Annotated in this window: 30 protein-coding genes, 1 tRNA gene and 1 pseudogene; 10 read left to right on the top strand and 22 right to left on the bottom strand. The window is 62.2% G+C overall.

Features of this window, described 5'->3' with window-relative positions:
• Positions 1-92: 92 nt before the first annotated feature.
• Genes RKE40_RS25060 through RKE40_RS25050 form a run of 3 tightly spaced genes read right to left on the bottom strand, consistent with a single transcriptional unit; the run spans position 93 to position 1566 of the window.
• On the bottom strand, positions 93-869 hold the full coding sequence (locus RKE40_RS25060; RefSeq protein ID WP_316020916.1) for a hypothetical protein: 777 nt from the start codon (positions 867-869) through the stop codon (positions 93-95).
• Between the two features lie 39 nt (positions 870-908).
• On the bottom strand, positions 909-1295 hold the full coding sequence (locus RKE40_RS25055; protein ID WP_316020915.1) for a hypothetical protein: 387 nt from the start codon (positions 1293-1295) through the stop codon (positions 909-911).
• A 1-nt stretch (position 1296) separates the two neighbouring features.
• On the bottom strand, positions 1297-1566 hold the full coding sequence (locus RKE40_RS25050) for a hypothetical protein (RefSeq protein WP_316020914.1): 270 nt from the start codon (positions 1564-1566) through the stop codon (positions 1297-1299).
• Between the two features lie 356 nt (positions 1567-1922).
• Here RKE40_RS25050 and RKE40_RS25045 point away from each other — a divergent pair, with 356 nt between their 5' ends.
• From RKE40_RS25045 to RKE40_RS25030, 4 genes are all read left to right on the top strand, one after another.
• Positions 1923-2156: a helix-turn-helix domain-containing protein gene (locus RKE40_RS25045; RefSeq protein WP_316020913.1), complete on the top strand. Its 234-nt coding sequence runs from the start codon at positions 1923-1925 to the stop codon at positions 2154-2156.
• Positions 2153-3025, top strand: a complete 873-nt coding sequence (locus RKE40_RS25040; protein ID WP_316020912.1) for a DUF3102 domain-containing protein — start codon at positions 2153-2155, stop codon at positions 3023-3025. Before RKE40_RS25045 ends, RKE40_RS25040 begins: the two co-directional genes overlap by 4 nt.
• Positions 3026-3139: 114 nt before the next feature.
• The gene (locus RKE40_RS25035; RefSeq protein ID WP_316020911.1) at positions 3140-4765 is read left to right on the top strand and encodes a hypothetical protein; all 1626 of its coding nucleotides are present in this window, start codon (positions 3140-3142) and stop codon (positions 4763-4765) included.
• A gap of 385 nt (positions 4766-5150) precedes the next feature.
• Positions 5151-6230, top strand: coding sequence for a helix-turn-helix domain-containing protein (locus RKE40_RS25030; RefSeq protein WP_316020910.1), 1080 nt, complete (start codon positions 5151-5153; stop codon positions 6228-6230).
• Between the two features lie 46 nt (positions 6231-6276).
• Here RKE40_RS25030 and RKE40_RS25025 read toward each other — a convergent pair whose 3' ends face one another.
• Positions 6277-6717 carry a hypothetical protein gene (locus tag RKE40_RS25025; RefSeq protein WP_316020909.1) on the bottom strand — a complete coding sequence of 147 codons (441 nt, stop codon included), beginning with the start codon at positions 6715-6717 and terminating at the stop codon, positions 6277-6279.
• A 3-nt stretch (positions 6718-6720) separates the two neighbouring features.
• Positions 6721-6978: a hypothetical protein gene (locus RKE40_RS25020; RefSeq protein ID WP_316020908.1), complete on the bottom strand. Its 258-nt coding sequence runs from the start codon at positions 6976-6978 to the stop codon at positions 6721-6723.
• A gap of 159 nt (positions 6979-7137) precedes the next feature.
• Here RKE40_RS25020 and RKE40_RS25015 point away from each other — a divergent pair, with 159 nt between their 5' ends.
• Together RKE40_RS25015 and RKE40_RS25010 are read left to right on the top strand one after the other, a co-directional pair.
• Positions 7138-8037, top strand: a complete 900-nt coding sequence (locus tag RKE40_RS25015; protein ID WP_316020907.1) for a winged helix-turn-helix domain-containing protein — start codon at positions 7138-7140, stop codon at positions 8035-8037.
• A gap of 21 nt (positions 8038-8058) precedes the next feature.
• The gene (locus tag RKE40_RS25010; protein ID WP_316020906.1) at positions 8059-8268 is read left to right on the top strand and encodes a cold-shock protein; all 210 of its coding nucleotides are present in this window, start codon (positions 8059-8061) and stop codon (positions 8266-8268) included.
• 728 nt (positions 8269-8996) lie between these two features.
• Here RKE40_RS25010 and RKE40_RS25005 read toward each other — a convergent pair.
• A complete protein-coding gene (locus RKE40_RS25005; protein ID WP_316020905.1) occupies positions 8997-9212 on the bottom strand; it encodes a hypothetical protein in 216 nt (71 codons plus the stop codon).
• A gap of 157 nt (positions 9213-9369) precedes the next feature.
• Here RKE40_RS25005 and RKE40_RS25000 point away from each other — a divergent pair, with 157 nt between their 5' ends.
• Both RKE40_RS25000 and RKE40_RS24995 read left to right on the top strand, forming a co-directional pair.
• Positions 9370-9573, top strand: a complete 204-nt coding sequence (locus tag RKE40_RS25000) for a hypothetical protein (protein ID WP_316020904.1) — start codon at positions 9370-9372, stop codon at positions 9571-9573.
• Positions 9574-9928: 355 nt separating this feature from the next.
• Positions 9929-10636: a thermonuclease family protein gene (locus RKE40_RS24995; protein ID WP_316020903.1), complete on the top strand. Its 708-nt coding sequence runs from the start codon at positions 9929-9931 to the stop codon at positions 10634-10636.
• A gap of 722 nt (positions 10637-11358) precedes the next feature.
• Here RKE40_RS24995 and RKE40_RS24990 read toward each other — a convergent pair.
• From RKE40_RS24990 to RKE40_RS24975, 4 genes are all read right to left on the bottom strand, one after another.
• On the bottom strand, positions 11359-11673 hold the full coding sequence (locus RKE40_RS24990) for a HigA family addiction module antitoxin (protein WP_316020902.1): 315 nt from the start codon (positions 11671-11673) through the stop codon (positions 11359-11361).
• A 50-nt stretch (positions 11674-11723) separates the two neighbouring features.
• On the bottom strand, positions 11724-12002 hold the full coding sequence (locus RKE40_RS24985) for a type II toxin-antitoxin system RelE/ParE family toxin (RefSeq protein WP_316020901.1): 279 nt from the start codon (positions 12000-12002) through the stop codon (positions 11724-11726).
• 293 nt (positions 12003-12295) lie between these two features.
• Entirely contained in the window at positions 12296-12460 is a 165-nt protein-coding gene (locus RKE40_RS24980) for a hypothetical protein (protein ID WP_316020900.1), read from the bottom strand.
• A 62-nt stretch (positions 12461-12522) separates the two neighbouring features.
• Positions 12523-12852, bottom strand: coding sequence for a hypothetical protein (locus RKE40_RS24975; RefSeq protein ID WP_316020899.1), 330 nt, complete (start codon positions 12850-12852; stop codon positions 12523-12525).
• A 220-nt stretch (positions 12853-13072) separates the two neighbouring features.
• On the opposite strand from RKE40_RS24975, the gene RKE40_RS24970 reads away from it, so the two are divergent.
• The gene (locus RKE40_RS24970) at positions 13073-13813 is read left to right on the top strand and encodes a hypothetical protein (protein WP_316020898.1); all 741 of its coding nucleotides are present in this window, start codon (positions 13073-13075) and stop codon (positions 13811-13813) included.
• 375 nt (positions 13814-14188) lie between these two features.
• On the opposite strand, the gene RKE40_RS24965 is transcribed toward RKE40_RS24970, so the two are convergent.
• The 3 genes and pseudogenes from RKE40_RS24965 to RKE40_RS29810 form a co-directional block, all read right to left on the bottom strand.
• Positions 14189-15106 (bottom strand): hypothetical protein, encoded by a 918-nt coding sequence (locus RKE40_RS24965; RefSeq protein ID WP_316020897.1) that lies wholly within the window; start codon positions 15104-15106, stop codon positions 14189-14191.
• A gap of 222 nt (positions 15107-15328) precedes the next feature.
• Positions 15329-15496, bottom strand: a pseudogene (locus tag RKE40_RS29815) (hypothetical protein); the annotation flags it as partial.
• Positions 15441-16124 carry a hypothetical protein gene (locus RKE40_RS29810; protein WP_390893528.1) on the bottom strand — a complete coding sequence of 228 codons (684 nt, stop codon included), beginning with the start codon at positions 16122-16124 and terminating at the stop codon, positions 15441-15443. The pseudogene RKE40_RS29815 and the gene RKE40_RS29810, both read right to left, overlap by 56 nt.
• A gap of 132 nt (positions 16125-16256) precedes the next feature.
• On the opposite strand from RKE40_RS29810, the gene RKE40_RS29805 reads away from it, so the two are divergent.
• On the top strand, positions 16257-16484 hold the full coding sequence (locus RKE40_RS29805; RefSeq protein ID WP_390893527.1) for a hypothetical protein: 228 nt from the start codon (positions 16257-16259) through the stop codon (positions 16482-16484).
• Between the two features lie 65 nt (positions 16485-16549).
• Here the strand turns inward: RKE40_RS29805 and RKE40_RS24950 are convergent, their stop codons facing one another.
• The 9 genes from RKE40_RS24950 to RKE40_RS24910 all read right to left on the bottom strand — a co-directional run bounded on the left by RKE40_RS24950 (position 16550) and on the right by RKE40_RS24910 (position 23569).
• Positions 16550-18730, bottom strand: coding sequence for a TrbL/VirB6 family protein (locus RKE40_RS24950; RefSeq protein ID WP_316020894.1), 2181 nt, complete (start codon positions 18728-18730; stop codon positions 16550-16552).
• Between the two features lie 2 nt (positions 18731-18732).
• Positions 18733-21120, bottom strand: coding sequence for a hypothetical protein (locus RKE40_RS24945; protein ID WP_316020893.1), 2388 nt, complete (start codon positions 21118-21120; stop codon positions 18733-18735).
• On the bottom strand, positions 21120-21407 hold the full coding sequence (locus tag RKE40_RS24940; RefSeq protein WP_316020892.1) for a hypothetical protein: 288 nt from the start codon (positions 21405-21407) through the stop codon (positions 21120-21122). The genes RKE40_RS24945 and RKE40_RS24940 overlap by 1 nt, the downstream gene beginning before the upstream one ends.
• On the bottom strand, positions 21404-21586 hold the full coding sequence (locus RKE40_RS24935) for a hypothetical protein (RefSeq protein WP_316020891.1): 183 nt from the start codon (positions 21584-21586) through the stop codon (positions 21404-21406). The genes RKE40_RS24940 and RKE40_RS24935 overlap by 4 nt, the downstream gene beginning before the upstream one ends.
• Before the next feature lie 131 nt (positions 21587-21717).
• Complete coding sequence (locus RKE40_RS24930; protein ID WP_316020890.1) at positions 21718-22053, bottom strand: winged helix domain-containing protein; 336 nt, start codon at positions 22051-22053, stop codon at positions 21718-21720.
• Positions 22053-22289, bottom strand: a complete 237-nt coding sequence (locus tag RKE40_RS24925; protein ID WP_316020889.1) for a transcriptional coactivator p15/PC4 family protein — start codon at positions 22287-22289, stop codon at positions 22053-22055. The genes RKE40_RS24930 and RKE40_RS24925 overlap by 1 nt, the downstream gene beginning before the upstream one ends.
• Positions 22286-22618 carry a helix-turn-helix domain-containing protein gene (locus RKE40_RS24920; RefSeq protein ID WP_316020888.1) on the bottom strand — a complete coding sequence of 111 codons (333 nt, stop codon included), beginning with the start codon at positions 22616-22618 and terminating at the stop codon, positions 22286-22288. Before RKE40_RS24920 ends, RKE40_RS24925 begins: the two co-directional genes overlap by 4 nt.
• 364 nt (positions 22619-22982) lie before the next feature.
• Positions 22983-23085, bottom strand: a tRNA-OTHER gene (locus RKE40_RS24915).
• Positions 23086-23092: 7 nt separating this feature from the next.
• Positions 23093-23569 (bottom strand): hypothetical protein, encoded by a 477-nt coding sequence (locus RKE40_RS24910; protein WP_316020887.1) that lies wholly within the window; start codon positions 23567-23569, stop codon positions 23093-23095.
• Positions 23570-23686: the final 117 nt, after the last annotated feature.

Here is a 23686-nt window from a genome sequence, read left to right as displayed (position 1 = left end):
ATCACAGAACGGAAGCCGCGAACGGCCTGGGCGATCGACGAAACAGCGGTCGAGAGATGCCATGAAGGAGCACTCCTCTAAGAAGGGAGGGGTCAGGAGGCAGAGCGGGCCAAGCGGAGGATGTTGGCGGCAAGCTGCTCGCCCCATACAGGCAAGGTCTGAAGCGAGACGAGAGACGGCGCGCTCCGCTGAAGCGGCGGGACAGCGCTCAGTAACTCCAGGGCTTCCGCCTGAACGATGACGCCGGCCATCGTGAGCGGCTGGCGTTCCATGATTGCGGCGACGTGCCGGAGGAGGTCCTCGCGGGCGGCGCCTTCCTTGTCTTGCGCGGGTCGGATGCCAGAGGCCTCCCACACCCGGTAGCGCTCGGCGCAGTACAGCTCAGAGAGTGAGGCGAGCGCGTCGACCTTCGCGGCTGCCTTCTCCATGAGAACAGCATCTTTGGCGATGGTGAGAGGGCTGGTCCCCTTGCGGAACTGGCGAGGCTCGCGCATTGCGGCCGCCCGGCGCCGAAGCGTCTCGGGCACATCGTATGCTATGTGCGGCTCGGGCCACTCGCCTTGTAGCCCGCGCGCAACCTTCCCCTCTTTGCTTCGGGTTCGGATCTCGACGGGAACGGTGGGCCACTGCGGAGCCCAGAGGGCCACGATAGCTTCGCGTTCTGCTACCGCCGTCTGATAGGCCAGCGCCAGGGCGGCGCTCCTTTGCCCGAGGCGAACAAGCTCTGGATCTTCGGCGGGCGCTTTCGCAGAAGCGACAGGGACGGCCGCGGCGCTCGACGCTGCGGCGAGGCCAAGCAGCATGCGGCGACGGCTGAAGGTGGCAGTAGGCAAGCCGGTAGCGGCTGCCGCAACGTGTGCGTTCGGCATTGGTTTCTCCAGGCTGTGGCTAATGGGTTGGGGCGGCGCTCAGTAGCGGCCGGGGAAAGCCCTGCGGACCGCGCCGAGCGCGATATCGGTCGTGTCTTGGTCGCAGTTGAGATCGAATTTCAGAAGCTCGCAGCTCCTGTCTTCCGCCTCGCTTGAGTTCCGAGGACGGCTGTCGCGAAGCTCATCCATGACGGCAAGATACTCATCGCAGATCGCGCCAACCGTCTTGTCGAAGCGCCTTCCACCCTCGGTCATCCGGCCATTGTCATCGACGAAGCGAGGGCAATTCGTCAGAGAGTTCGCGACGCTCAGCAGCGTTTCCAAAGCTCGACCGAGCTGAACGAGCGAGATTGTCGGCAGCGGGGCCTCGGCTGAAAAAGCCGCAGGCGGGCGCGATGACGACGGCGCAAGGTTCACGGCTGGCATGTCAGGCTCCGATGCGGTGAGGGTTGATGTGACGGAACCGGCCGGGCTTCGCCTTGCGGGGCTGCCGGGCGAGGCGGGCGGCTTCGGCCTGTTCATCGGCGTACTCGATGCAGGCCTCGCAGATGGTCTTGCGCTTGTGCTGGATGCGGATAATGCGCCCCGTCCAGAACTGCGTTTTCTGGTCCTCGTCGCAGCCGCAGAAGTCGATGGCGCCGGGAAGCCGCGTGCTGATGCGCAGCGTGGGCGGGGGCGGGAACCGAAGGAACGCCATAGGCTAGTACCCGGCCCAAGCGCGCAGAGCGCGGAAGTCGGAGAAGGTGAGGATCTCGTCGGGGAGGGGCTCGCCATTAAGCGTCGCGCGCTCCACTACGACCACCCGGCCATCCTCCGACGAGGATACAAACCAATCGTGCCGAGCGGCCCAGGCGATCTGTTGAGGCGTCATCCGGACCTCCAAAGAAGGCGTCGCAATCGGGTCCAAAAAGGCGCTTTCGCTGTGCATATCTGCGCGGTGCGCTATTTGGAGAGGTGCGTCGTTTCGTGTAAGATCACTCTTAAAGGGTGATGTTGCCCTAGTCAACTCTTTTTGCGCAACCTTCGTCTTTTTTATTCGAGTTGGGATTTTGGATGCTGACACCGCAGCAATGCCGAGCCGCCCGCGGCGGGTTGGATTGGACAAGGGCAGAACTGGCGCAACGTGCTGGCGTGAGCCTGAGCACGGTTGCGAATTTCGAGCAGGAGAAGCGCGGCACCTACCGCCCAAACCTCGACGCCATGCGCCGGGCTCTGGAGGAGGGCGGGGCGCGCTTCACCGAGGAAGGATGCGTTTGTTTCAACCAGAACGAAGGAGCTGCTGAGTGATCCAAACCGATGCCGACAACGTAGATCTGTCGCGCTTCCAGCCGGTGAAGGGTGGGGCGGGCCACGTCAGCAAAGGCTTTGACTATCTCGCGTTGGAGCCGGCCGAAGCCGAGGCGGCTAAGACGACGGCAGCCTGGGTGCGAAGCACCTATGGCGCTCTCGAAGCCACCACCTTGGAGACCTTCGCCGAAATAGGCGAGCGCCTGCTCCAGGCTCGCGAGACGGTCGGGCATGGGCGCTTCATGGCCTGGGTCAAGGCAGAGTGCGGCGGCATCAGCCACACCACGGCCGGGCGAATGATGGACGTGGCTCGCAATATCGGTCTGGCTCAAATTCCCCACGTGGTGAATTTGCCTCGGCGCCTTGTCTATGACGTCGCTGCCGCAAGCACGCCTGAAGACATCCGATCGGACTTCAAGGCCAAGGCTGCCGCCGGCGTGCTCGAACCCGCCGAGTTCGAGAACCGCATTGCACTCGCCAAGAGCGAGCTGATTTTTGCGCGTGCCAGGATGCGCGACAGGAAGGCCAGTCCCGAGAAGGTGGCCGCATTCAAGAAGCGGAACGCCGAGCGCGACAGACGGGCTGCCATTGCCCGCCTGGATGAGGAAGACGCCCGCGCTGCCAAACATGCTGAGGATCTCCGCATCGCTCGGGAGGTCGCCGACGCCTTGAAGGCCCGGTTGACCGCCGATGAGTTGGATCGCTTCGGCAGCTCTATCTCATTCGGACGGGTCGAGACTATCGCGGCCGCTCTACGTGAGGCCTTCGTGTCCGGGGCCCGGGAAGAGCGCGACATGCTCGATGCGAAACGAGCCGACGAGCGGAAGCGCCAGAGGGATGCCCTGATGACGGGCGCTGCGCGCCGTTGAGAAGGCCAATTGCTGACCTAAAGCGCGGTCGATAAGTCCGTTTTCTGAGTTAAGTTTCTGATTTTGCGTCTGTTTTCTGCTACACTCCTAGCGCATGACCCGGAGAGCAATTGAATGCAGGGCGATATGTTTGGCGACGTGCCGGATGCTCCTAAGGAACCCGAAATCGGCAGCAGTTTTCGCACGGCCGTCCAACAGCTGCGGGACGGCGCTCTTGCCGCCAAGCAGGATCGCGAGCAGCGCGAGGCGGCAGAGGCGGAGGCAGCTTCCGACGCAGCGATGCGTGAACACCAGCGACGCGAGGCCGAGCGCGAGAGAGCCGAGGAGGCCGAACGCCAAGCTGCGTTAGATGAAGCCGATATGGCGCGGCCCGCGGACAACGTCATTCCCATGCGACGGGAGCGCGAGCCTAAGAACGATGGTCGGGGCGATTTTTTCGCGATCGACCACCGACTCTGGCCGAAAGTCTGCGGCCTTGGGCTCAACGCGGCGGTTGCTTACCTGGTCCTCGCTCGGGGGACCGGCGGCGATAATCGCACAACCTCGTGGTCTGTGAACGCCATCGAAAAGCGGACCAACATCAGCCGGGCCGCTGCGAACAAAGCAGTCCTCACATTGCAGGTCGCTGGATTGATAGACAAAGGCGGGAAGCCACGCCGCCCTCAATATTTCATCGAGCCATTGTCGCGAGCTGGGGCCGATCCAAACAGCGACCTGACCCCTGACGAGGCAAAGATGCTTTCAGCGTTCAAAGGGCTGAAGAGTGATGGCCTCGACGCGCTTGAAGAGGTGCCAGAGACGGCGGCGAAACACGCCTGGATGGGGCTGCGGAAACCTCGGCAAGTTGCGATGGCGCTGGCGAAGCGGGGGCTGCTGGAGCATGTGACGGGCGACTGGTTCAAGCTGACAAAAAAGGGCGGCTTGGGCACCGAGGAAGGCGATTGGACTTGGCTCCCGAACATCCTCGTCGAGCCGATGGAGGGCGCCGCATCGCCGATTGAGCGGGTGCGCCAATCTCAGTTCCTGCCTGCTCTGCAGCTATTCATCGACATGTACCACGCTCATGATTTGAAAGGCGGTCGAGGCGTTGAATGGCGAGACGGCCTAGGCCTGCGTGATGTTTTCGAACGTCACAAGGTCGGGGAGAACAGCATCTATGTGATCTGGGGGTTCAAGCCGCTCCATTCGCGGATTTGGCCCTCGGGCACGCTGGCCAAGCCCCTTCGGGCATACGCAAACGAAAGCTCCAGCCACATGACCGTGTTCTGGAAGGCGCTCCGGATCCTTACCAATGCCGGCCTTGTGGGAGACGTCCCGCACCTGATCGAGAGCAACGATTTCGCGGATCCCGATGAAGCTGGCGACAAGGCCACCCACACGTCATCGAGCGGAGAGGTAATCCACCCGCTTCCCCACAGGCGAAGGTGGCCCGGGTTGTCTCATCCGGATGAGGCCGCAATTACCGCGGCCGCTGAGCGCGCGAGCCAGGCCATGGTTTCAGTTGGGCAGTGGACGGCGGCCGTCGAAAAGGGGTGCAGTTTTGTTGTGCCGGTGAAGGCCAGCATTCCGGATGTTGCACTGGTCGGAATTTACCGGTTGCGGCACGCGCCGAAAACGGCCGCGACCCGCGATTGGGGGTCCTCTGCGGAGGAGTGGCGAGGGTATGTGGCCCACTACGACCAACTGGCTGCTCCGAAGACGGCGGCCGGGTCTGCAATATCAAGGGGAGATCAAGGATGACATCAAGGGGAGATCAAGGGGAGATCAATGTAACCTATCTCTCAGCCGGCGCGCTGCTCCCGCGCTTCGCTTGGGCCTGGGTTTGGAGGAAGAAGCCATGAAGGGCAGAGCGAGGGCAGCAAGCTATCTTGGGCAGGATTTGGATTGGGTGCCACCGGCTCCGACTTTGCCCGTCGCTAAACCGGATCTCCGCGCTTTAGTCGAAACCGTCGAGGATGGCGGCAAGGTGATATGGCTTTCCGATGGGTTCCCTATCGATCGGCCGAGCTATGGCCGGATCACGCTCACGCATTCTTCCAGACGGGAATAGCGCTCCTACGGTTTTCCCCGATCCCGGGGGAAACCCAACACCCAGGCAGGTAACGCAAGCGAGAGACGCCAAGGGATGACTGTAGCTGACGTGTCCAAATTGGACGGCGAGAAATTCGGCAAGGTTCGAAGGCTAATGACCGAGGGCGCGACCGAAGGCGAGCGCAACGCCGCCAAGGCGCGGGCGGATGCGATGGCACGCCGAGCTGGGATGACGCTCAATCAGGCTATGTCCAAGTTGGACAGCGCGTCCAAGACCCGGCCCCAGCCAGCTGCAGAAAACTGGACCGACATTTTCCGCGACATCCACCGCAAGATGGACGACGAGCAGGAAGCAAAGAATCCAGGCTACAAGGACCGAAAGAGGGAGCGGCAAGCTCAGAAGGAACGGGCCAAGGCTGAGAGGCGAGACGAGTTGTTGCGGCAGTTCGGCAGCGTAGAAGCGCTCTTCGAACTCACGTCGATCGAGCGAGCTCTCTATGTCGCTGCCGAGCCCTTTGCCAAGCGATCCCGCGGCATGCCCTTTTTCGGCGATAAGCCTTTTTTCTGGACCAAGGAACTCGGCGGCTCTCGGGCTTTCGACGGTGGAAAGCGAAGCCCTGAAAGCTTGGCGGCGATCAAAGGCGCCTGGCCCTTTCCGGATACCCTGCAGGGGCTTCTCGATGAGATGCGCATGTGGGCGAAGCTACGCAGCGACCGCCAGCTCTTCGTCGATGGCGAATACAACGACCACCTGGAGGTCGACGTCCGGAACGAGTTGCTCGAGCACGAACTCTGGAAACGGCCAGTCGAGAACTGGGACGACATGGAGGCCCGTTTCGCTTGGGATCGGTTCGAATGGGATCGCCAGTGGATAGACCCCGAAGACCATGAGCGCAGCGACAATGACAAGATGGAGCGCCTACGCGCGGACTTCGAGATCCTTCGGAAGCTCTATGAGGGGCGACGTTCTGCATCCCATGTCGATCCGCACCACCGTAACGGCGGCGCAGATACGGCCCGCCACCCTGGTTCCCATTTTCGCCGCACGAACGCCGACAAGCGCCGGGACGTAGCCTCCATGCTGGACGCCGAGCCGGGCCTGTCCGATCGGGAGATTGCTAAGCGGTGCGGGGTCAGTCCGCAGACGGTGGGAAATGTTCGCCGGCGACGATAGGGCCACGCAGTCGCGCGCGCCCGCGCGTACTGTTCCGAGAACGGTCTCACATGTCCCTTGGAAGAGCGGCCCTGCCTCTCAGGCGATCCCGGATTTTCGGAAGCATGAACAGCGCGACCGATATGGCTCCCGTGAGGCCCGCTCCGGCCGCGATCAACGTCTGCGGGGAAAATGGCAACCGAATTTGAGAGGGGCTGTAGGAAGAAGCCAGGGCAGACAATTTGGCGGCAGTTTTGCTAGGTCGATTGGCAACGATGCGCGCTGCGATCAAACAGACAATCGCCCCAGCAATGAGGCAGCCGGCAATGACCAGGCTTGCCGTGATAGCCCCGTAGCGAAACATGAGGGCCGAATGGCCCGCATCGAGAGCGTAGCCCGCCGCGAAAATGCTGATCACGCCAGCGGCTGCCATCAGGCCATAGATTGCGGCCTGGTGCTTCAGCGCCGCTGTAACCCGAGCAGCAAACAGGGCGAACAGAGCGCCCACGACCTACTTGGCCGCCCAAAAGCCGAAGACGACGCCTATGGCCGCGGCCCATCCCAGCGCCCGCATTGGGCGCGCGCGGATTTCGTCGATAAGGAGCTGCTGAAGCTCAGTCACTCTTTCCGTTGCCGCTTCAGTCATCTGGTCGGTATCGACGCCGTACTTCTTGAGTTGGGACGTCCCCTCTCGTGCGTTGTCGCCATTCGAACGCCCAGCGCCACCTTCGTCCGCAGCCTGCGACATTGCCTTGAAGCCGTTTTCCATGGCGAGAATCCTTGAGCTTTGCGGGCCGCGCTCCACTTGGCCGAACCGCGGTTCTGGACCCTCAACAAAGCAGGGTGGACGCTGTTCCGAGTGGGTGTCAGATATCTCCTCCCTCGCGGGTGCACGCGCGTTTAGGGGCTGTGAAAACTCCAGGGGCGCATGACAACCACCTCCTCACCTCCGTCCAAATTGGACGCTGCACTGGTTCGGTCGCTCTGTATCCGAGCGCACGATCCTGCCCTGTCGCGCGTCGACCAGGAGGAAGCCGAGAGCGCGCTGGTCGAGATGGCCGACGCGGCCGGACTCGACGAGGACAGGCTGTGGGAAATGCTCGGCCGAGCTCCTCGAGACGAACCCGATGATGAGTTTTCCCTACGCCTCAACCTCTATCGGTTGGCTGATATAAACGGGCACCTGATCGTCATCGCCTATGACGATTGGGTTGCGGGGCCGCCGCCGCCGCGGGTGATGGATGCCTTGCACGTCGCGATCCCGTTTCCGGATGACCTCGCCGGAATCTGGGCGGAGCATTGCAGATGGCAGCGCCTGGCCCACGAGAGAGAATCCGCCAATCGCAACTATCAGCTACCAATCCATATCCTGGCTCGCATCGCAGCCTTGGAGCATCTGCTGGATACGCGAGCTGCGGCAACGATCCACGACCGGCGCGCAAGAATGGCTTGGCTCGGCATGGTTTGCGGCTCAGAGATTTCTCGCAACGTTCGCGAGGACATGGCGCTCGCCGCCAGCCTCTCCGACGATTTCGAGGCCATGGCCGACGAGCTCGAGGAACTGCGGGCGACCGTCAAAAATGGACAGCCCCAAGGGATCACGACCATCGTGATGCCCTCGGTCGTTCCACCTTCTGCCGTGCCTAAAACTGACCGCAGGACCAATACCGATAAGCAGCGCGCTGTGCTGTCTATGTTGGACGCCCATCCCGAGATGTCCGATCGGGCTATAGCGCGGCGATGCGGGGTGAGCCCACAGACGGTGAACAACTGGCGCCGGCGCCGGTTAGAAGCTCTCAATCAGAGAAGCGCAGGCACGCCATCCTGACGAATGCGAATGGAGACCGACATGGCTACCGGCACTGTGAAGTGGTTCAACGAGACTAAGGGTTACGGGTTCATCACACCCGATGCCGGCGGCCAGGACGTGTTCGTCCACATCAATGCCGTCAAGCGAGCCGGCCTGCAGGATCTGCGCGACGGGCAAAAGGTCTCGTATGAATTGGTCGCCGATCGCCGCTCCGGAAAGTCGTCCGCGGACAACCTGCGCGCCGAATGAAAGATGGGCCGGTTCTGACCGTTCCGGCCTAGCGGCTGATGTCAAAAAAGCTTCCGGAACCGGATCATGGCTGTGGGGTTCGTCCCACTAACCAGGGTCCAACTCCATGTCCCATCAGCTTACCATATACCGGTACGGCCGGGGTTGGGCCGCGCGCGATGCGACGGGTGCCTTTTATGGGGAGTCATCTGACATCTTGCGTACGATCGAGGCAGCGGAGCGGTTGGCAAGGCGGATCGGCGCCAAGGTCGTCTTGAGCCGCGAAGCTCAGAACCATCTCCTGTCGCAGCCAGGGAAGAAGCCAACAGGCTGACTAGGGCGCTGTCCGCTTCTGCCCGGAAGCCGTATCGCGGGTACGGTGGAGGGCGCCTCCCTCGAACCCCGCAGCAAACTCCGGCCCCGGAGCATTTGCCCGAACCTCCCCTGAGTCCGGAACCCTATTCCAACGCCTCTATGGTCAATTCCGGTAGGTTTTTGAACAACTTACTAGACTGAGTCCGATCGGCGCAGAATTGCGCCGATTACGAGAGTGACATGGTAGCGGGCCGGACTCGGTCTCTGCCGGGAGCCTCGGTTGCTGTTACAGCAATGCAGGTCCAAGGGCGCCTAGACCGAAATACGAAATGCTTGCGTATTTGCTTGGGAAGGCTCGGCTTTCGGACCTTAACCCCCCTGCGCGTTGGGCGCTCGGATATCATCATTTGCGGTGGGCGCTTTGCCGGGCTGGTTTATCTCCAAACCATCGGAATAAAGAAAGCCGCAGCCCCCACCAGCATGCAGGCAATCGCCGATGCGAGCTTAGCAAGTTGTCTGCCGGCGGCGCCTTCCGAGCGCAAGATCTGAACAAGCGTCATCAGCCCAGCAGCAAAGATGACAAGGCCGAAGGGGCTGAAGCCATCCGGCATGAAGCTGCCGCCAAAATTTCGTGCTTCGATGACTCGCATATTCAGCCAGAGCCCGGTTGAACCTCCCGCGCACCTTCCCCTTTTTTATGGACTCGGAAAACTCCGGCTGGGCCTGCGCGGCCGCCAATAACGGCCCCGCATCTTGCGCGAGCGACTGCCACTGTATCCCCGCGGTATTTGCAGAGGCGCGCGCCGCATGGACCTCAACATTCTCCATCACGCGCTTGCGATGCGACTGGCAGAAAACCTTCGCCGCCCGTCGTTGAAACCCGTTGTATTTGTCAAGCAGCGCAACGGTACGCGCGCGGGACCCCTGTCATTTCCTTTCAGGCGCAGGGTTTCCCGCCTCGCGAGTGATGTCAGAAAAATCTTCACGCACCCGGAGCGCACGCGCGCGTGAATGCTTTCATTTGCTTTCATGGCGAAGGCTCACGCGAGTGCGCGTGACGGCTTACATTTGTTCACATAGGTCGGTTCCAAAAGTACGGAATTCGCCCTTTTGAGCGGCGCTTGAAATCTTGATTTCGTTTCAAGCTCGGCTTCGACCCATCGTTAGTAACGATACCCTTCGCAGCGGGGGTGGTCCAAAAGCCGGCATACCCCTCAGATTGAGGAGTTACCCCTGCGGCGAACTCGCTCCATCGGAAGAAGCCCCCTTTCCCTGAGATCCAGGGGACAGCTCGGCTCGGGCTCGGCCGCTTTGGTATTCTCCGCTACTTTTGCAAAGGCGCCCGAATGAAAAGGGCGTCCATACTATGGACACCCTGCATGCATGGCCGGCGGTTTTCTCAGGTTATTATAACCTGCCTGTCAGTGAGGTTTGCCCCGTCGTGGGGCAAACCTCAACGGCGGGCCATTCCTCGATTTCCGTTGATTGTTTTTCAAAGGGCCTCGTCGGGCGGGCGAAGGCGCGCTTCACCACTTTCCAGCATTTTGCTGAGCCGAGCCGGACGGGCGGGAGGGGGCTGACTATGAGAGAAATGGGCATCGTCGCTGCGATCTGCGTAGCGATCTGCGCCACCCCAACGACGGCGCAGGCCTATGATTTTCAGGCTGGCCAGATTGTGGCCGTTGATGGCGATACACTTCGCATTGGCGCCCAGCGCATCAGGCTATCGGCAATGGACGCGCCGGAGCTGAGCCAGACATGCCGGGCCGGCAATGGGGCGGTAACTCTATGCGGCCGCGATGCCCGAAATGCGCTTTCGCGGCTGGTGCGGAATGGCGCGCGCTGCGTCGTTGAAACCTATGACCGTTACGCCCGCGCGGTCGCGACGTGCACGAATCCGGCTGGCGTCGAGATCGGCCGCGAGATGATCCGTATGGGCTGGGCGGTGCCGTACTGGCGATACGGTGGCGCGCGCTACTCCAAGGCCTATGACGAAGCCTTATCGGCCGATGCCGGGATGCATGCGGGAAAGTTCATCGACCCGGAGCGCTGGCGCCAGGGCGAGCGGTGGTGACGGCTGTAAGCTAGCGCGGCCTTTTACAGCGTCGGAAAATTGGCGGCCGAGGACGTGCCCCGCTGTTTCCCCGCTGTTTTATCAGCGACGCCGCCCCTTTTTTATGGACTCAAGAAACTCGACCTCGCGCGCGTACTGCCCACAAAACCGACCGGGCTAGCTGCGGAAACAAAAAGCCCGCCGCTGCGGGGCGACGGGCCTCTGACCGTGGTCAGGACTTGGCGGTTCCGGCCATCGCCGGGAAACTGGCTTTGCCCTCCTGTCGGTGCGGCCGGTACATCCGCGGCAACGCATCCAACTGGAGAGCAGGCAGGCATCGTCTCCGACGCCGCGTCCTCAACAGGTAGGAGGCCTGAAAGTTCCTTCAAGGGGCACAGCCCCTCAGGGCCATTTAGAAGGCCGCCGAGGGGCGCGAAAATTTTTTCGCCCTCCGATAGCCAAAATCAGAAAATGCCACCCCTCGGCCTCCTGTGGCCTTCCTGGCCCCCTTCCATGAGCGCCGTTTGATTTCTGTGACAGTTTTTCAAGTTCGGGCCGGTCCCCGGAATGGGGGGAGGGAGCGCAACGCTACGCGCGCGCGCGAGATTGCCTCGCAAAACTCTGAGATGTCCCACCCTTTGGATTTTACCCGTCGGCCGAGTTTTCGGCCCGCTGGATAGACACGTGGATATCACGGCCAGCGGGCCAGGACGGTAAGGCCTACCTACAGTCCAGGTACCCTTTCACGCCGCCGTCAGCGTGGGGATCTTCGACACGTCGATATCGCGCTCTGCGCGCCAGGTGTCATAGGCGCCCTGCATCCGCACCCACAGACCGGTGCCGTTGCCGAAGAGCTTACCAAGGCGAACAGCAACCGCCGGCGTCACCGACTTCTCCTCCGAGAGGATGTCATGGAGGTGCTGGCGCGAGATCCCGAGCAGGCGAGCAATCTCCGTCTTCGGCTTACCCGTGGCCGGAATGATGTCTTCGCGAAGGAGGGCGCCCGGGTGCGTCGGGGCGCGATCCCGCGAGCGCTTGGCGGTAATCAACTCAGACATGTGGCAGCTCCTAAATCCGGCAAATCAGCTGGCCAATGAAACAGACTCACTCAGTGGTAATTCTCCCAGTCGACGGCAACGGCATCTACGCCGTCAAACGCAAACGTGACGCACCAGGGTCCATTCACGTGGACCGTGTAGCGTATCGGGTCGAAGCCCTTGAGCGCGTGAAAGTCGAAACCCGGGAGATTGAGGTCCTCGGGACGGCCCGCGGCGTCGAGAGCATCCAATCGACGCAAGATTCTGCTCTGCAGCTTGGCATCGATCTTCGCCGTCCGGCCGGTCTCCCACAGCTCGGCAAGGCCTTTGTGTTTGAACGTCCGGATCATGGCCCTATGTAAGCAATCCGCTTACACCTGTCAACAGATAGGCGACATCAAGGGAGGCTTCAAGATATGCCCCGAGCCACATTTTAGGCGTCCAAGCTATGGACCCCCTTCAAGGACGTCGGTTGAAACGACACTCTCTCGCAAAGGGTATCGTCAGTAGCGATACCCTCGTTAGTGACGAGGGTGATGCAAGCCCTGGTAAAACCTACCGGGGTTTGCGCCACGGCGCCGCAAACCCTTTTGCCCCTAAATCCCTCCATTTTAGAGGGACCTCGCGTGCGGGCGCGTATTGCTTACCCGCGCCCATATGCCTGCCGGCGCAATCGCGTCTCACGCTCAAGCGCCACCTGCAAATCCTCAATCCGGCCAGCGTGGCGAGCCGCCTCAGCCTTCGCTCGGATATCGCGCAGTTCGATCGTGAAGCTCGTCGTCCCGGGGATCATTTTCTTCGGTTCCATGGCTGCCTCCAGAGTTACCTCGAGGAGGCTGACACCGAGCCGCCGGAGCCGCACCGCACATGTCACGCGCCGTCGCGGCGCCCCTGCCGCTCGATGCGGTTGAGGTGGGCATGCATCATGGCCTGGACCTTGGCCGCGGCTGCGTCGCGATCGAACCCTTTTGCCTCCAGGTCGTCCCAGAGCCGCGGGAAATACCGCTCGTGCCACCATTGCGGGCTCTTGGCCCAGATCGGCAGCATGGTCCTCAGGACTGCCGCCGCGATATCGTCTCGATCCGGGCAATTTGCGGCGGCGAGCTTCTGGCGATAGCGCTCGGAATAGACCTGCTGTTTCGCACGGCGCCGCGGCCGCCGGCGGCTGAGGTCGGACAGGGAGTTGTTGTTCGGTCGCATGCGGGGCTCCTACGGTTTCGCATGCCTCCGAATTCTTGCTTTGGCGACGAAAGCCACAAGCGGCGATGCTCCCCGGGAATCTCCCAAATCTCACCGGGAATGGTTTTACATCCATAGGTCATTCGCGGTGAGCCCGCGAGAAATGACCGGGTGAGCACCCGATTCTAGCACGGTTCCTTGGCACAAAAAGCCGCGAAACCCGGCTGATAATGCCAAGAGCTTGGGTGCAGCCTCGTCCTACGCTGACGCAGCGAATTGGCCGAGGAAGCATATGAAAAAGCCCAGAATCCGACGTTCCGACACCCCACCGAGCGGGATGGGAGCCCCATTCCCGAGCCACCTCAAATCGCTTCGCGAGATCGATCTCAGAGCATCAATCGGCTTCCTCGGCCGATATCGAAAATACCCGCGCGCCTGGTTAGCCGAGGTTCCGGACAGCATCTACAAGCGGCACATCTACTGCTGGCTGTTCTCCGGCGACGAGGCGGTCGGCACCTTCGAGCTAATCGATTTCGATGACGGCGGGGGCTGGGTCGAGGATGACGATTTCTGGCAGCTGATGGACAGCCACAGCAACTCGACCATGGAGCTCGCCGAGGCGGTCACGAAGGCCTGGCCCGAAATCATGAGTTCGCTCCTTCCCTACGGCCCGATCATCCTGATCGACCGATTGTGGGTAAAGCCGGGATCTGCACGTCGGAGCGAATGGGCAGCGATCCTGCGGCGTCTGATCGAGGTCGAGTTCAAATTCTACTCGGTGATCACCCTGAAGGCATTTCCCCTGGAGTTCGAGGGGGCAGGCAAGCAGCGCTTGTTCGCCCGCCGGCGCCGAGCCCTCATGCGGCTCTACAGTCGCGAGCTCGGCATGCGGCCTTTCCCCGGCACGCTGGGCAAGATGGGGTGGATGTACTCCATCGCACCCCGCGTCGCGGATGTGATCAAGGAGCCCGAAACCTCATGACCCACACGAACTGCGGTATTGAGCCGATTTTCCGCGGCGCGTCGCATTTGCGGTATTGAGCCGATTTTTCGGCGACGGCATGTCTGCATAACAACTGAGGTATTGAGCCTATTTTGGCAGGGCGGGCCACCCACACAGTTTGAGGTATTGAGCCGGTTTTTTGCCTGTTAGAGAGCGGGCGCGCGCCCGTCCAAGTTGGACACCGCAAGCGCCGGCTCCTGAGGATGCAGATGGGGAGAAGCGACCGTTTCGGGTCCGTAACTTTTGGAATTCCAAGAGCTGTATTCTTGATCAGTGAGGGCCCTAACCGGACAGCCTCTTTCAGCCCCTGCCGGCCGCCTTCAAGGTCGGAAGATTCAGCATTGACGAGGGCGGTTAGCGCACCAGGTTGACTAATAAGAGAACGACAATCAGCCAGGCTGCTATCCGCAGCTGGTTCAGCGTGCCCGCAAACTGGCTTTTGGGAATCGCAGAGGAATCTGGAGCCCCAGCAGCAACGGGCTGAGAAGCCGGGCGGTCTGCGAATTCGTCGCTCCGAGCTTCGTCCTCGGCGGCTTCGGCCTTAAGCTTGTGGGCGCAGCTCAGCACAAAATGAAATTCCCGGGCCCGTCCTAGCCGCGGAGGATCGATCTCGCTTCCCGCAGGAAGCTCAACCCGCTGATCCTGCAATGAGGCAAGGATCTTGATGCGGCTGGTTAGCACAGTGGGCGACCAGGCAGAATAAAAGCCAGGTACCCCACCCACGCTGAAAGCAGCGGACGTTACGGCTGATAAGGAAATTTGCGTTGCAAACCGGGCAAAATTCTCGGGTTTGATGAAAAGATTGAAGCTCAGGTAGTCGCCGGTCCTTTCAGGTAGGAAGTTGGCGCCTTCAGAGGTGTAGCTGGCCGTGCCCCATACCTCGCAGCGCTCCACGTCCTCGCCGGCCGAAAGCTGTGCAACCCTGAGTTCGAAATCGGAAATGAAACGCCCCGTCCCAAAGAAGGAATAGCGCGCCTCTTCCCATGAGGCTCTCCGACCCCGGCTTGGGTGTAATTTCGCGGTGATAGAGCGGCGGAGATGGGCCGGCCGGAAACTGTCTGGCTTATCTCTATCAAACAGGCCGAATTCGGTTTCAAGCGTATCATGGAGCGTCAGCTCGGTCGCTTCGAACCACAGTGTCCACTCCCATGGGATCTGGTTCGTTTCGCCGCTTTTGCCTTCAGGCGTAACCTCGGAAATCGACCATTCGTAGAGCGACGGATACTCGCTCTCGGTCGATAGAACCACCCGTCGATCAACGTGATGTTCCATTAGCGCCCCCCAAGCAGACCTCAGAGCAACGCACGTTTCAGTTCTCGGAGAAAGCCGGGCCTGTAACGGCTGTGTCCAACTTGGACGGGCCTCTTAGAATCGCTGGGCCAGAACGAATTAGGGGGTGATTTGTCCAATTCCTACCGGAGCAGCAGCGCAGCCATATGGCAGCCAGCACGCAGTATTAGGATAGTTGCGCGGGGATACGGCCAGGCGACCAGGCTAGGCGAGCTCGGAGAGAGCCCGCATTTCTGCCATCAGCGCCGAAATCATCCGCCGGTCCTGGATCGCCTCGGCCGTGTAGCGCCCATGCTTGAGAGCGTGTTGATTGCCCTTAGGCGCGCCTGGGCTCTTTCCTCCGTGCAGTCGGCACCGGCCGTTCGGCATTGCTGGCGATTGGCAGGACGTTCCCGATCGGGTCCTCGCACAGCAGCGCGGGCTGAGGCGTAGCGGCGTCGGTTCCAAGGGGTTGTTCTCCAAAATTGCTCTGCACCCTACCCCCGCCCCCGGCGCTGAAGTTGCCGATGGCGGCTTGCCCGCCCTCATGGACGTGCACGTGCTCGACGGTGACCTTCTGCTGGCTGCTCTTGCCTCGATGGCGATTGAGCGCTTCGAGAAGCGTCGTGTAGGTGCGAGATAGCTTGTTGGCTTGGTTGAGGTTCAAGGCTCGGCCTTCGGCCGGCTGGTCCTTAATCATCCCTCGCCGGTAGCATTCCATCGCGGCGTTATGGGCCGCAAAGAGCTGGGCAGCCATCATGCCCTCAAGCTCATCTGCGGGCTTTGTCCTGACCATGAAGGCAACCGTGGCGTTGCACTGTCTACCCTTGTACTGCTCGTCAGAATTCCCGCACCAAAGTGAGCCGAAAGCTTGGTCTACCAGAACTCGGTTCCAGTCGTTCGACTTCGACCCGCCGATATGGCTGAGCGTACCGCTGTTGTCGGGCTCGACATCCGGGCTCTGGATAGTTTGCCGCTGGACCACCTTGGATTTCGGCTTGCTGGTTTTGAGTTTGGTCACTGGATACCTCTCGTAATCACCCAACCAACAAAGGCGAAGCTGGCGCAGAGCATCGCGAGCGAAGCCCTTGCGGCAGAGGTACGCCACGGGCATGATTCAAAGATGCCGGCCGATCTGGCGAAGAGAGGGGCAATGCTCGACGCGAACGACGAAGCTCGCCAATTCTTCGCGGATAAGCGGCGCTTCGAGCGCAATGCCGTCCTTGGGATCATAGCAACCGGCGCAGCTATGATTGCGGCATTCGAGTTTGGGCTTCCGCAGCTCGGCCCGTACATTTTCACGATCGGATGCATCTGGGTGGCGGGACTCGCAGTTGATCGCGCTATCGCCGCTGCAGTGAAGCGCACCCGCGAACAGTGAAACGCGCCGCTCTCGTCATTTTCCTGGGTTTGGTGGTGTCGTGCGGGCCGCATCCCTGGGCCTCGCTATTGTTCATCATCTGCTGCGGCTGGCATGTAGCCCGGCACACCCCCCGGCCTGACCGTTACCTCAAGTGGCCGTCCTGAGAGCCCCGCGACCTTTCCGGCCTCGTCCGCGATCCCATCCAGCAGCTTCAGCACCGCCGGGCTTTTAGCGGCGAGCTTGGTCACCTTCTTGAGCTGGGCGACATCGCCGCTGGCGAGCATTTCTCCGATTTTCTTGGCCAAGCCTTGATCGAGCTTCAGCGTGCCGCGGCGAAGCGCTACGCCGGCAATCGCGCCTGCGGCGGCCCCCGGACTGCCAGCATGATAATAGCCCGCGGCGCCGCCAATTGCGGAAGGCGCACCCGCGGCCATGCCGGATTCGAGGGCTTGCCGCCATGTCGTGGAGTTGCCGAGGGCGCTTTGCAGTCGAAGCATTGCGGTCTCTGTCGTGAGAACCGCTTCGAGCGCTCGCGCCTGAGGCGCACCGAGTGCGATTTCGACACGCTCCCGGGCTGCCGGTCTTCCAAAAACGGCTTTGACGATATCCCGCCCGTCGCCTGTCTCGCGGATCCTCGCGATAAGGTCGGAGCGGAACCCCTCGGCAAAGAGCTCGCGATCCTGAGGCTTCATCCGAGCCACGGCTTTACGCGCCTCGTCGTTGGACATCCGGGCCGAAACAAACTTCTGGCCGGCCTCCAGAGCATCCTCCGCCTGGAACGCCTGGGCGGCACCTGAGCGGGCTTCCCGGAAAGCAGGCACCGCATCGTCCAGTTGGTTCAGGATCTGCCGCCGCAGGTTGGTGTAGTCCCCAGCCAGATCCTTATTGCCGGCACGGGCCGCCTCCCCTGCCTTGCCGCGGAGCTCGCGGGAGACGTAATCCCAGAACTGAAGGTTTGGTCGAGCGATCGAGCCGTCTGCTTGCCGAGCTGGCACCAGATTGCCGGCCGCGTCCGTGGTAAAGGGATTGCGGACTGGGGGCATGCCATCGGCGACGGTCTTGTTCGCCCCGGTCTTGATGACGCTCCGGATAGCGTCCTGCACAGCTGGCGCCTGCGCTAACCCTTCGAGCTCTGTCGACCAAAGCCCTCGGCCGCCTTGCGCGTAGGCTCTGGCGTAGGCGGGGCGATTGGCGGCTCTGGCCGCCGATTGCAATTCATCGAGCGTCTTGCCGGCCGAGGATGGGCCAAAGCTCCGCAGAAGGTCCGTGATGCGGTCTCCCTGACCTGCGAAGCGGTCCGCGGTGGCTTCCGCCAGCGCACTGCGACCCTCGGGGGAAAGGTTGGCCGCGGAGCGAGCGAGAGCGCGCGTCGTCTCGCCGCCGACATCCCCAATAACGGCGGGAGCGCCCTGCGATTGCATGCGAGCAAGAGCTGCCGCGGGATCGTCCACACCGTCCCGAGCAAGCGCAGCACCAACACGGCGGGCGGCTTCTGCCTCAGGATTAGCCATAGAGCGGAAGGGGGCCGCAATGCTGCTTCCAAGCTTGCCAGTCGCACGCGCAAAGGCTTCAGCGCCGCGAACGAAGGTCGGGGCGGCAGCTCCCAAGACTGTACCCGCAGCCCCGGTCTGAAGCCCCGAGACAGCCTTGTCCGTAATGCCGCCGTCGTTCTCGATTGCCCCGGTCGCGGCGCCGTAAAGCCCGCCTGTCACCGCGGCGTTGATCGTCGCCGCGCCTCGGGCCCCCTCGCGCACCGCGTTCACAGCGGGCAGCACCATCGCAGTCCCGACGAGGCCCGCGGCCTGGCCCGCGAAGCGCGAACTTGAGTTGACCAGCCTGTCGGCATCATCCAGCGCGCGCTGGCGCATCAGGTTGTCCGAATAGCGCTCCCCGAAACTCTCGCCCTCCCCCTGGCCGAATGCCGCGTCTCCCGCAGCAGCCAGCTTATCCATGCCGGGGATCCAGCCCGCGAACCCGCGCGCAGCCGCATCGAGATTGCCGACGATGCCACCCCGGTCCTGCTGCTGGCGAACTCGGAGCGCATCCGCGAGGTACTCGCCCTCGCGCGCCTGCATATCAGTGCCCTCGCGCTGAACTCGGGTGGCAAACCCCATGGGGCGCGACGCAAATTCCCCACGTGACGAATTTGGCGAGGATGGCGCATCGAACTGGTCAAAGACATTGCCGCCCTGGGTGGGCAAAGGCCCGACTCCGCCTTTCGGCACGGCCGGCGCATCAAACTGATCGAAGATGTTCCCTGCCATGGCTATCGTCCCAAGACTTGGGCTGCCGATCCGGCGCCATATTTCGCATCGAACTGCGCCGCGGCGCCGGGATTGGCCCGCAGGAAATCAACGGCCGCAGTAGGAGCCGCAACGGTCTGCCGCTGCTGCTGCGCGCCCTGAGGACGGCTCTGCGAGGCTCCCTCGGTCGCCTGCCCCGGATTGCGGTAGTAGCTGCCCCCGCGAAGCTCCTGTGCCCGCTGGCGATTGAAGGCGAGACGCTTCTCGGCCATCGCAATGCCGCGGTCGTAGATCTTCTGGCGGACGTTGTCGGGCTGCCCGATGGAACCCTGAATCTCCATCAGGATCTTGCGCTCGCCTTCGGTGGGAGCGGCACCGAAGATGCTCTTGAGCTGCGCCAGCGCCTGGCTCGTCACGACGTTCTCAAGTTCCGAAGTAGCTTCGGCCGATTGCGGGCTGGCGAAGCTATCGGGGACAACACCGTCCGGCAGGTTGTTGCCGATCCAGGCGCGGGCTCCCGGAATCGCGCCGCTGTGGGCACGCGGGGAAAGCGCCTTGGCATCGGTCAGGGCTTTGATGGCCGTCTCAGCAGCAAGAACGCCCTCGTCCGCCTCAAGGATGGCCTTCTTATCGGTCGCGGTGAGCGGCCCCATGTCCTCACGCGGCATTTTCCCGGTGAGGATGAAACCCTGATAGCCGGCATCACCCGGCTTCAGCCCGGCCGCCGCCGCGGCGGCCTTGCGGCCTTCGGTTTCCTCGGCCGGAGAGGTCTTGGTCTTCTCCTTGGCATACGCAGCCGGATTGGGCGACTTCGTCCAGCCCATGGCGCGGGCATAGAGAAATTCCTTCACGGAATCCGGCGCCTTCGACGCCTCCAGCGCGTCCTTGAGAAAGATTTCGCCAACCGCACGGGCATTCGCCGGAAGGTTTGGATTGGCGAGCAGTTCGGAGAGCTTGCCAATCTTGCCCTGCTGGGCTTCCACCCGCCGCGTCTGAGCGTAGTCGAGAGCCTGCTCGCGGGTGCTGGGGCGAGGCATGTCCTTCGACAGAACCGGCGCAGCCGCTGCGCCGGAACCGGTGTACTGCGCCGGCTGCGTTGGGCTCGGCAGGGCGAGCCGCGCGGCGCCGCTACCAGATCCCGCGGCACTATCGGCCGGGGGGATGACGAAGCCGCTGGCGTCGGCAATCGGGGCATTGCGGCCCTGAGAAGCCGCGAAGGCGCGCGAGCCGCCATCCGGGCTGTTCGGATCGATCTCGACAGGCGCGGGCAAGCGCTGCTGCGACATCTGCGCGACCGCGGGAGCCCCGCCGGCCGGCTGCTGATCGGCCCGAAGGTCGTAGGGGCGGCTGGGCGGTAACGCCTGGGACTGCTGGGGAGCCACGGCGCCGCTGCCGAGGTTGGCAAGAGCGCTGCCCATCCAGGGCCGATTGACGCCCTGGGACTGGAAAGCTGGATCGAGCGGGCGACCGCCGGACGAAACGGCGTTGAACGTCTCTGCGCTCATGTTCCCGAGCGGCTGCCGGCCGGGCGGGATGAAATAGCCCTCTTGCCCGGTCTGAACGCTCGCGTTCGCCGCACCAGGCGCAACAGCATCGGCGACACGCGTTTGACCGCCCCCACCGTGCTGCCGAAAATAGTCCATCAGCGAAGTACCGTTGGCGTCACTCGGATTGTACGCCCCTCCAGTCTCGACGAAGCGCTTCATGCCCTGTTCGCCGCCAAGGTGAGCGACAGCCCGGAGGCCTTCGACTGTGATGGGAACACCGTTGATCTGCTGTCCGATCAGCCGGTCAAAGCCGTTGGCCTGAATGGCGCGATCGATCTTGGCGAAATGCCAGTTCTCCGCGCTCTTCTGAAGCTCGGGCGACTGCATGAACTGCTGGGGCGTCGTGCCCTGCGGGATGGCGCCAGCCGCCGCAGCTTCTTGCAATCGAGCCTGTCCGAATTGAGCCCGGCCGAAATGCCCAACTGCCCCGCCAGATCCTACCGCGCCGTTCTGAGCCCGGAAGTTGCCGCCGCTCTCGCTGGCGTTGAGCGAGGCAGGCAGGGCGCTCCCCGTTTCTGGAGACGGCGCAGCGCCCAACGGATCAAGGCTCAGCCCGTTAGGCCCCATCCCGCCGATGACCTGTCCCAGTTCACGCGCAGCCGTCTCGCCCGCGGCGAGCTTCCGGGCGTCCTGGCCGTGCTTCATGATTGAGAGTGCGGTTCCGACATCGCCAAGAGCGAACGCCGTCTCTGTTGCGCCGTCGTAGTTCCCCGCCCTGACCTGCTGGCCGAGGTTGGCGAGGGTCTGCTTTCGCTCCCGCTCTTCGAATCCACGACCTAGCGCGTCAATGCCGCGGTTGAGATTCGCGAAGGCCGAGGAAAAATCCACCACGCCGGGGCCGAGGTTCCAAGGAATGGGTGCCATCACGCATGCCCCTTGCATTCGAGAACGGCGCGGTACGCCTCATAGCTGTTGTGGGCCTTGGCCCACTCGTCGGAGGCTTCCCACAGGACGCGGTTGAAGCTCGCCGCATCGCGCGGAGCGTGAAGGAGGACCATGCGCATCTGCTCGCAGAGCCCGCGCATCTTTTCGACAGCGAGCGCTGTGGCGACGATATGGCCCTCGGTCGGAAGAACGAGAGCGTTGCCATCCCGCTTCGGCTCGGGCTCGAACGGCTCGCCGCCGCTGAAATCCTGGTGCATGTCGCTCATCGACCGACCTCGGCGAAAGGAGGCAGGTGAATGCCGCGGCGCTCGACGATGGCCCGCAGCTCGCGACGCAGGAACTCGGCTGCATTGGTCCGCTCTTTGCGAGCGGCGGCATGAATTGCATCACGCAAACCGGGCTCGGCCCGCAAGTGGATATTCTCAGCAAGGATTGGTTGACGCATGGCGCCTAAACCTCCGATAAGTGCTGCTATTGTCATAGCATAAGCAACACGACAATTCAGGACATGGAAAGACGACGCGCCAAAATCGACAATAACGCTACAATACTTTGGCGCGCCTCCGGATTTATGTTCTAGGCTCGCTTCTTGATTTCCGGCATTTTCTTCTGTGAGAAGCGCCGGACCTCTTGAACCGTCACGGGGGTTTCAAGCCGATATCGGCCGTGGTGACCTTTGAAGGCCCCGGCGTGCCGTTCTTCCTGCATGGAGATGGTCAGCCCGGCTTTCCGGAGGATGTAGACGTAATGCGAGATCCTCGGCGCCGGGTTCTCCAGCGTGGTGAGGCCTTCCCTGCCCGCCTTCACCAACTCGTGGAGCATCCAGGCGAACCGCCCTTTGAACGTTGCCTGCCGCCTATCCTCTCCGACCAAGACGGAGATGAACGTCACAGGATCATAGGTGGCCGACATCATGCGCCCTCCTTTGCAGTGCCCGCGGCCAATTCCAGGCCGGCGATCAGTTCAGAGAGCAATGCGCGCTTGATTGAGATGCCTTTCCTCGTCGGCTTGGCCGCGGCAGTCGGATCTTCAAAGTTCGCGTAGATGCGGAGATCGAGCAGCTCGACGCCGCGAAAGGTGTCGAAGGAGATGACGACCTCCTCCCGCTTGTTCTTGGCGAAGCGGGCGATGACATGGGGCTCGCTCATCGGACACCTCCGAGCAGCTCGGGTCGGGCGCCGAAGTCGCGTTCCTCTTCCTGCCTGGCGCGCGACACGCCTTCCGACCGATAGGCTGCGGCGACATCGGCATGCCGCCGATCGCCGGCGAGATACGCCGCGAGGCCGTCGAGCTGGTTGTTGAGGAATAGCCGCAGAGCGACCTTTGAAACGGCCCATTGCCCGCCAACGTGGCGGCCGAGCCTGTGACGAGCGCACCAGAGGCGGATCGTCTGCGGTTTTCGCCCGGTCTGGGCGGAGGCCTCTCTTATGCTCAGAGCTTCCGAGCGGTCGAAGGGCTGTAAGGGTCCAACACCCATTCACTGTCTCCAGCTATTGCCGGGAGCCGTGACGGGGACGAAAATCCTAGAATCTTGCGCGGTGTGAAACGCAACACGGGTTGCGCAGCTCTTCGGTCTTTCCTATCCTCAGGCCGTCAAAGCACTCCAGCGATGAACCGAAGACGCTTCCCGGCCGTTTTCCTAGGACTCCCGGGGGCGTCTTCGCGCGCGCCCGGCATGGGCACACAATCCTAATCTGCCCGAGTGTGTTGCTATCCGCAACCTCGCGGTAGGATTTTTCACCATATCAACAGGCATTTTCGCCTATTTTTATCAAGCTCACCTGATAACAAGCCGTCGAGATGTCATGCCGGCGAGATATGAAGCCTGCTTTGGGGGTGGGAGGCGGCGGCGGGACTTGAACCCGCGGCCTCATCGTCCATACTGGAAGTGCCAACCACCAGCATGTCGAGACGATGCGCTCTGTCCGACTGAGCTACGCCGCCAAACTCATCATTCGTTATCGACCACCAGCTTCGGGCGCTTGCGAGCGAGCCGCTCCGCCTTCTCCTCTTGGTGCTTTTCGACCTGCTGCAGCTTCTCCTTTGCAAACGGAGAAACCTTCTCGATCAACCCGTTGAAGCTGTAGAGGTTGGTGGTGCTGCCTACCCTGGTATTTCGGCGTTCCGTCCGCTCCATGAACCCCGTCTTGCAAAGAGCGGTGATCCTCTTCTGAACGGTCCGTTCGGAGATCCGCAGAGCCTTTGCCACGGCCCCCACAGACGGATGCGGGAGATTCTCCTTCACCCACCAATAGTTCGACAGGTGGAGGATGATATTGATGTCGATCGCATCGAGGCCAAGCGCCTCCTGCTTTTCGATGATGATGCTCGGAAAGGCATTCCAGCCTGCCGCCAGCACCGTCTTCGTCCACTTCGCTTCATTCTTGCGGAGGGTTTCGACCTCTGCCTTTGATGCCGGCTTCGCCATCCTCGTCATCTCGCTGTTTGAGCCTTGCGACCAACATAGGCAGCGAAAACGCCGCTGGACAATGGGCCGACGCGAATCTGGGGGTGAACCTAATGACGCCCCTCCCCCGTCTTTAAC

The sequence above is a fragment of the Allobosea rubneri genome (genome assembly GCF_032464875.1).
Classification (GTDB): domain Bacteria; phylum Pseudomonadota; class Alphaproteobacteria; order Rhizobiales; family Beijerinckiaceae; genus Allobosea; species Allobosea rubneri.
Note: the sequence above shows the minus strand (reverse complement) of the source record. Positions and strands in the feature narration are given on the sequence as shown.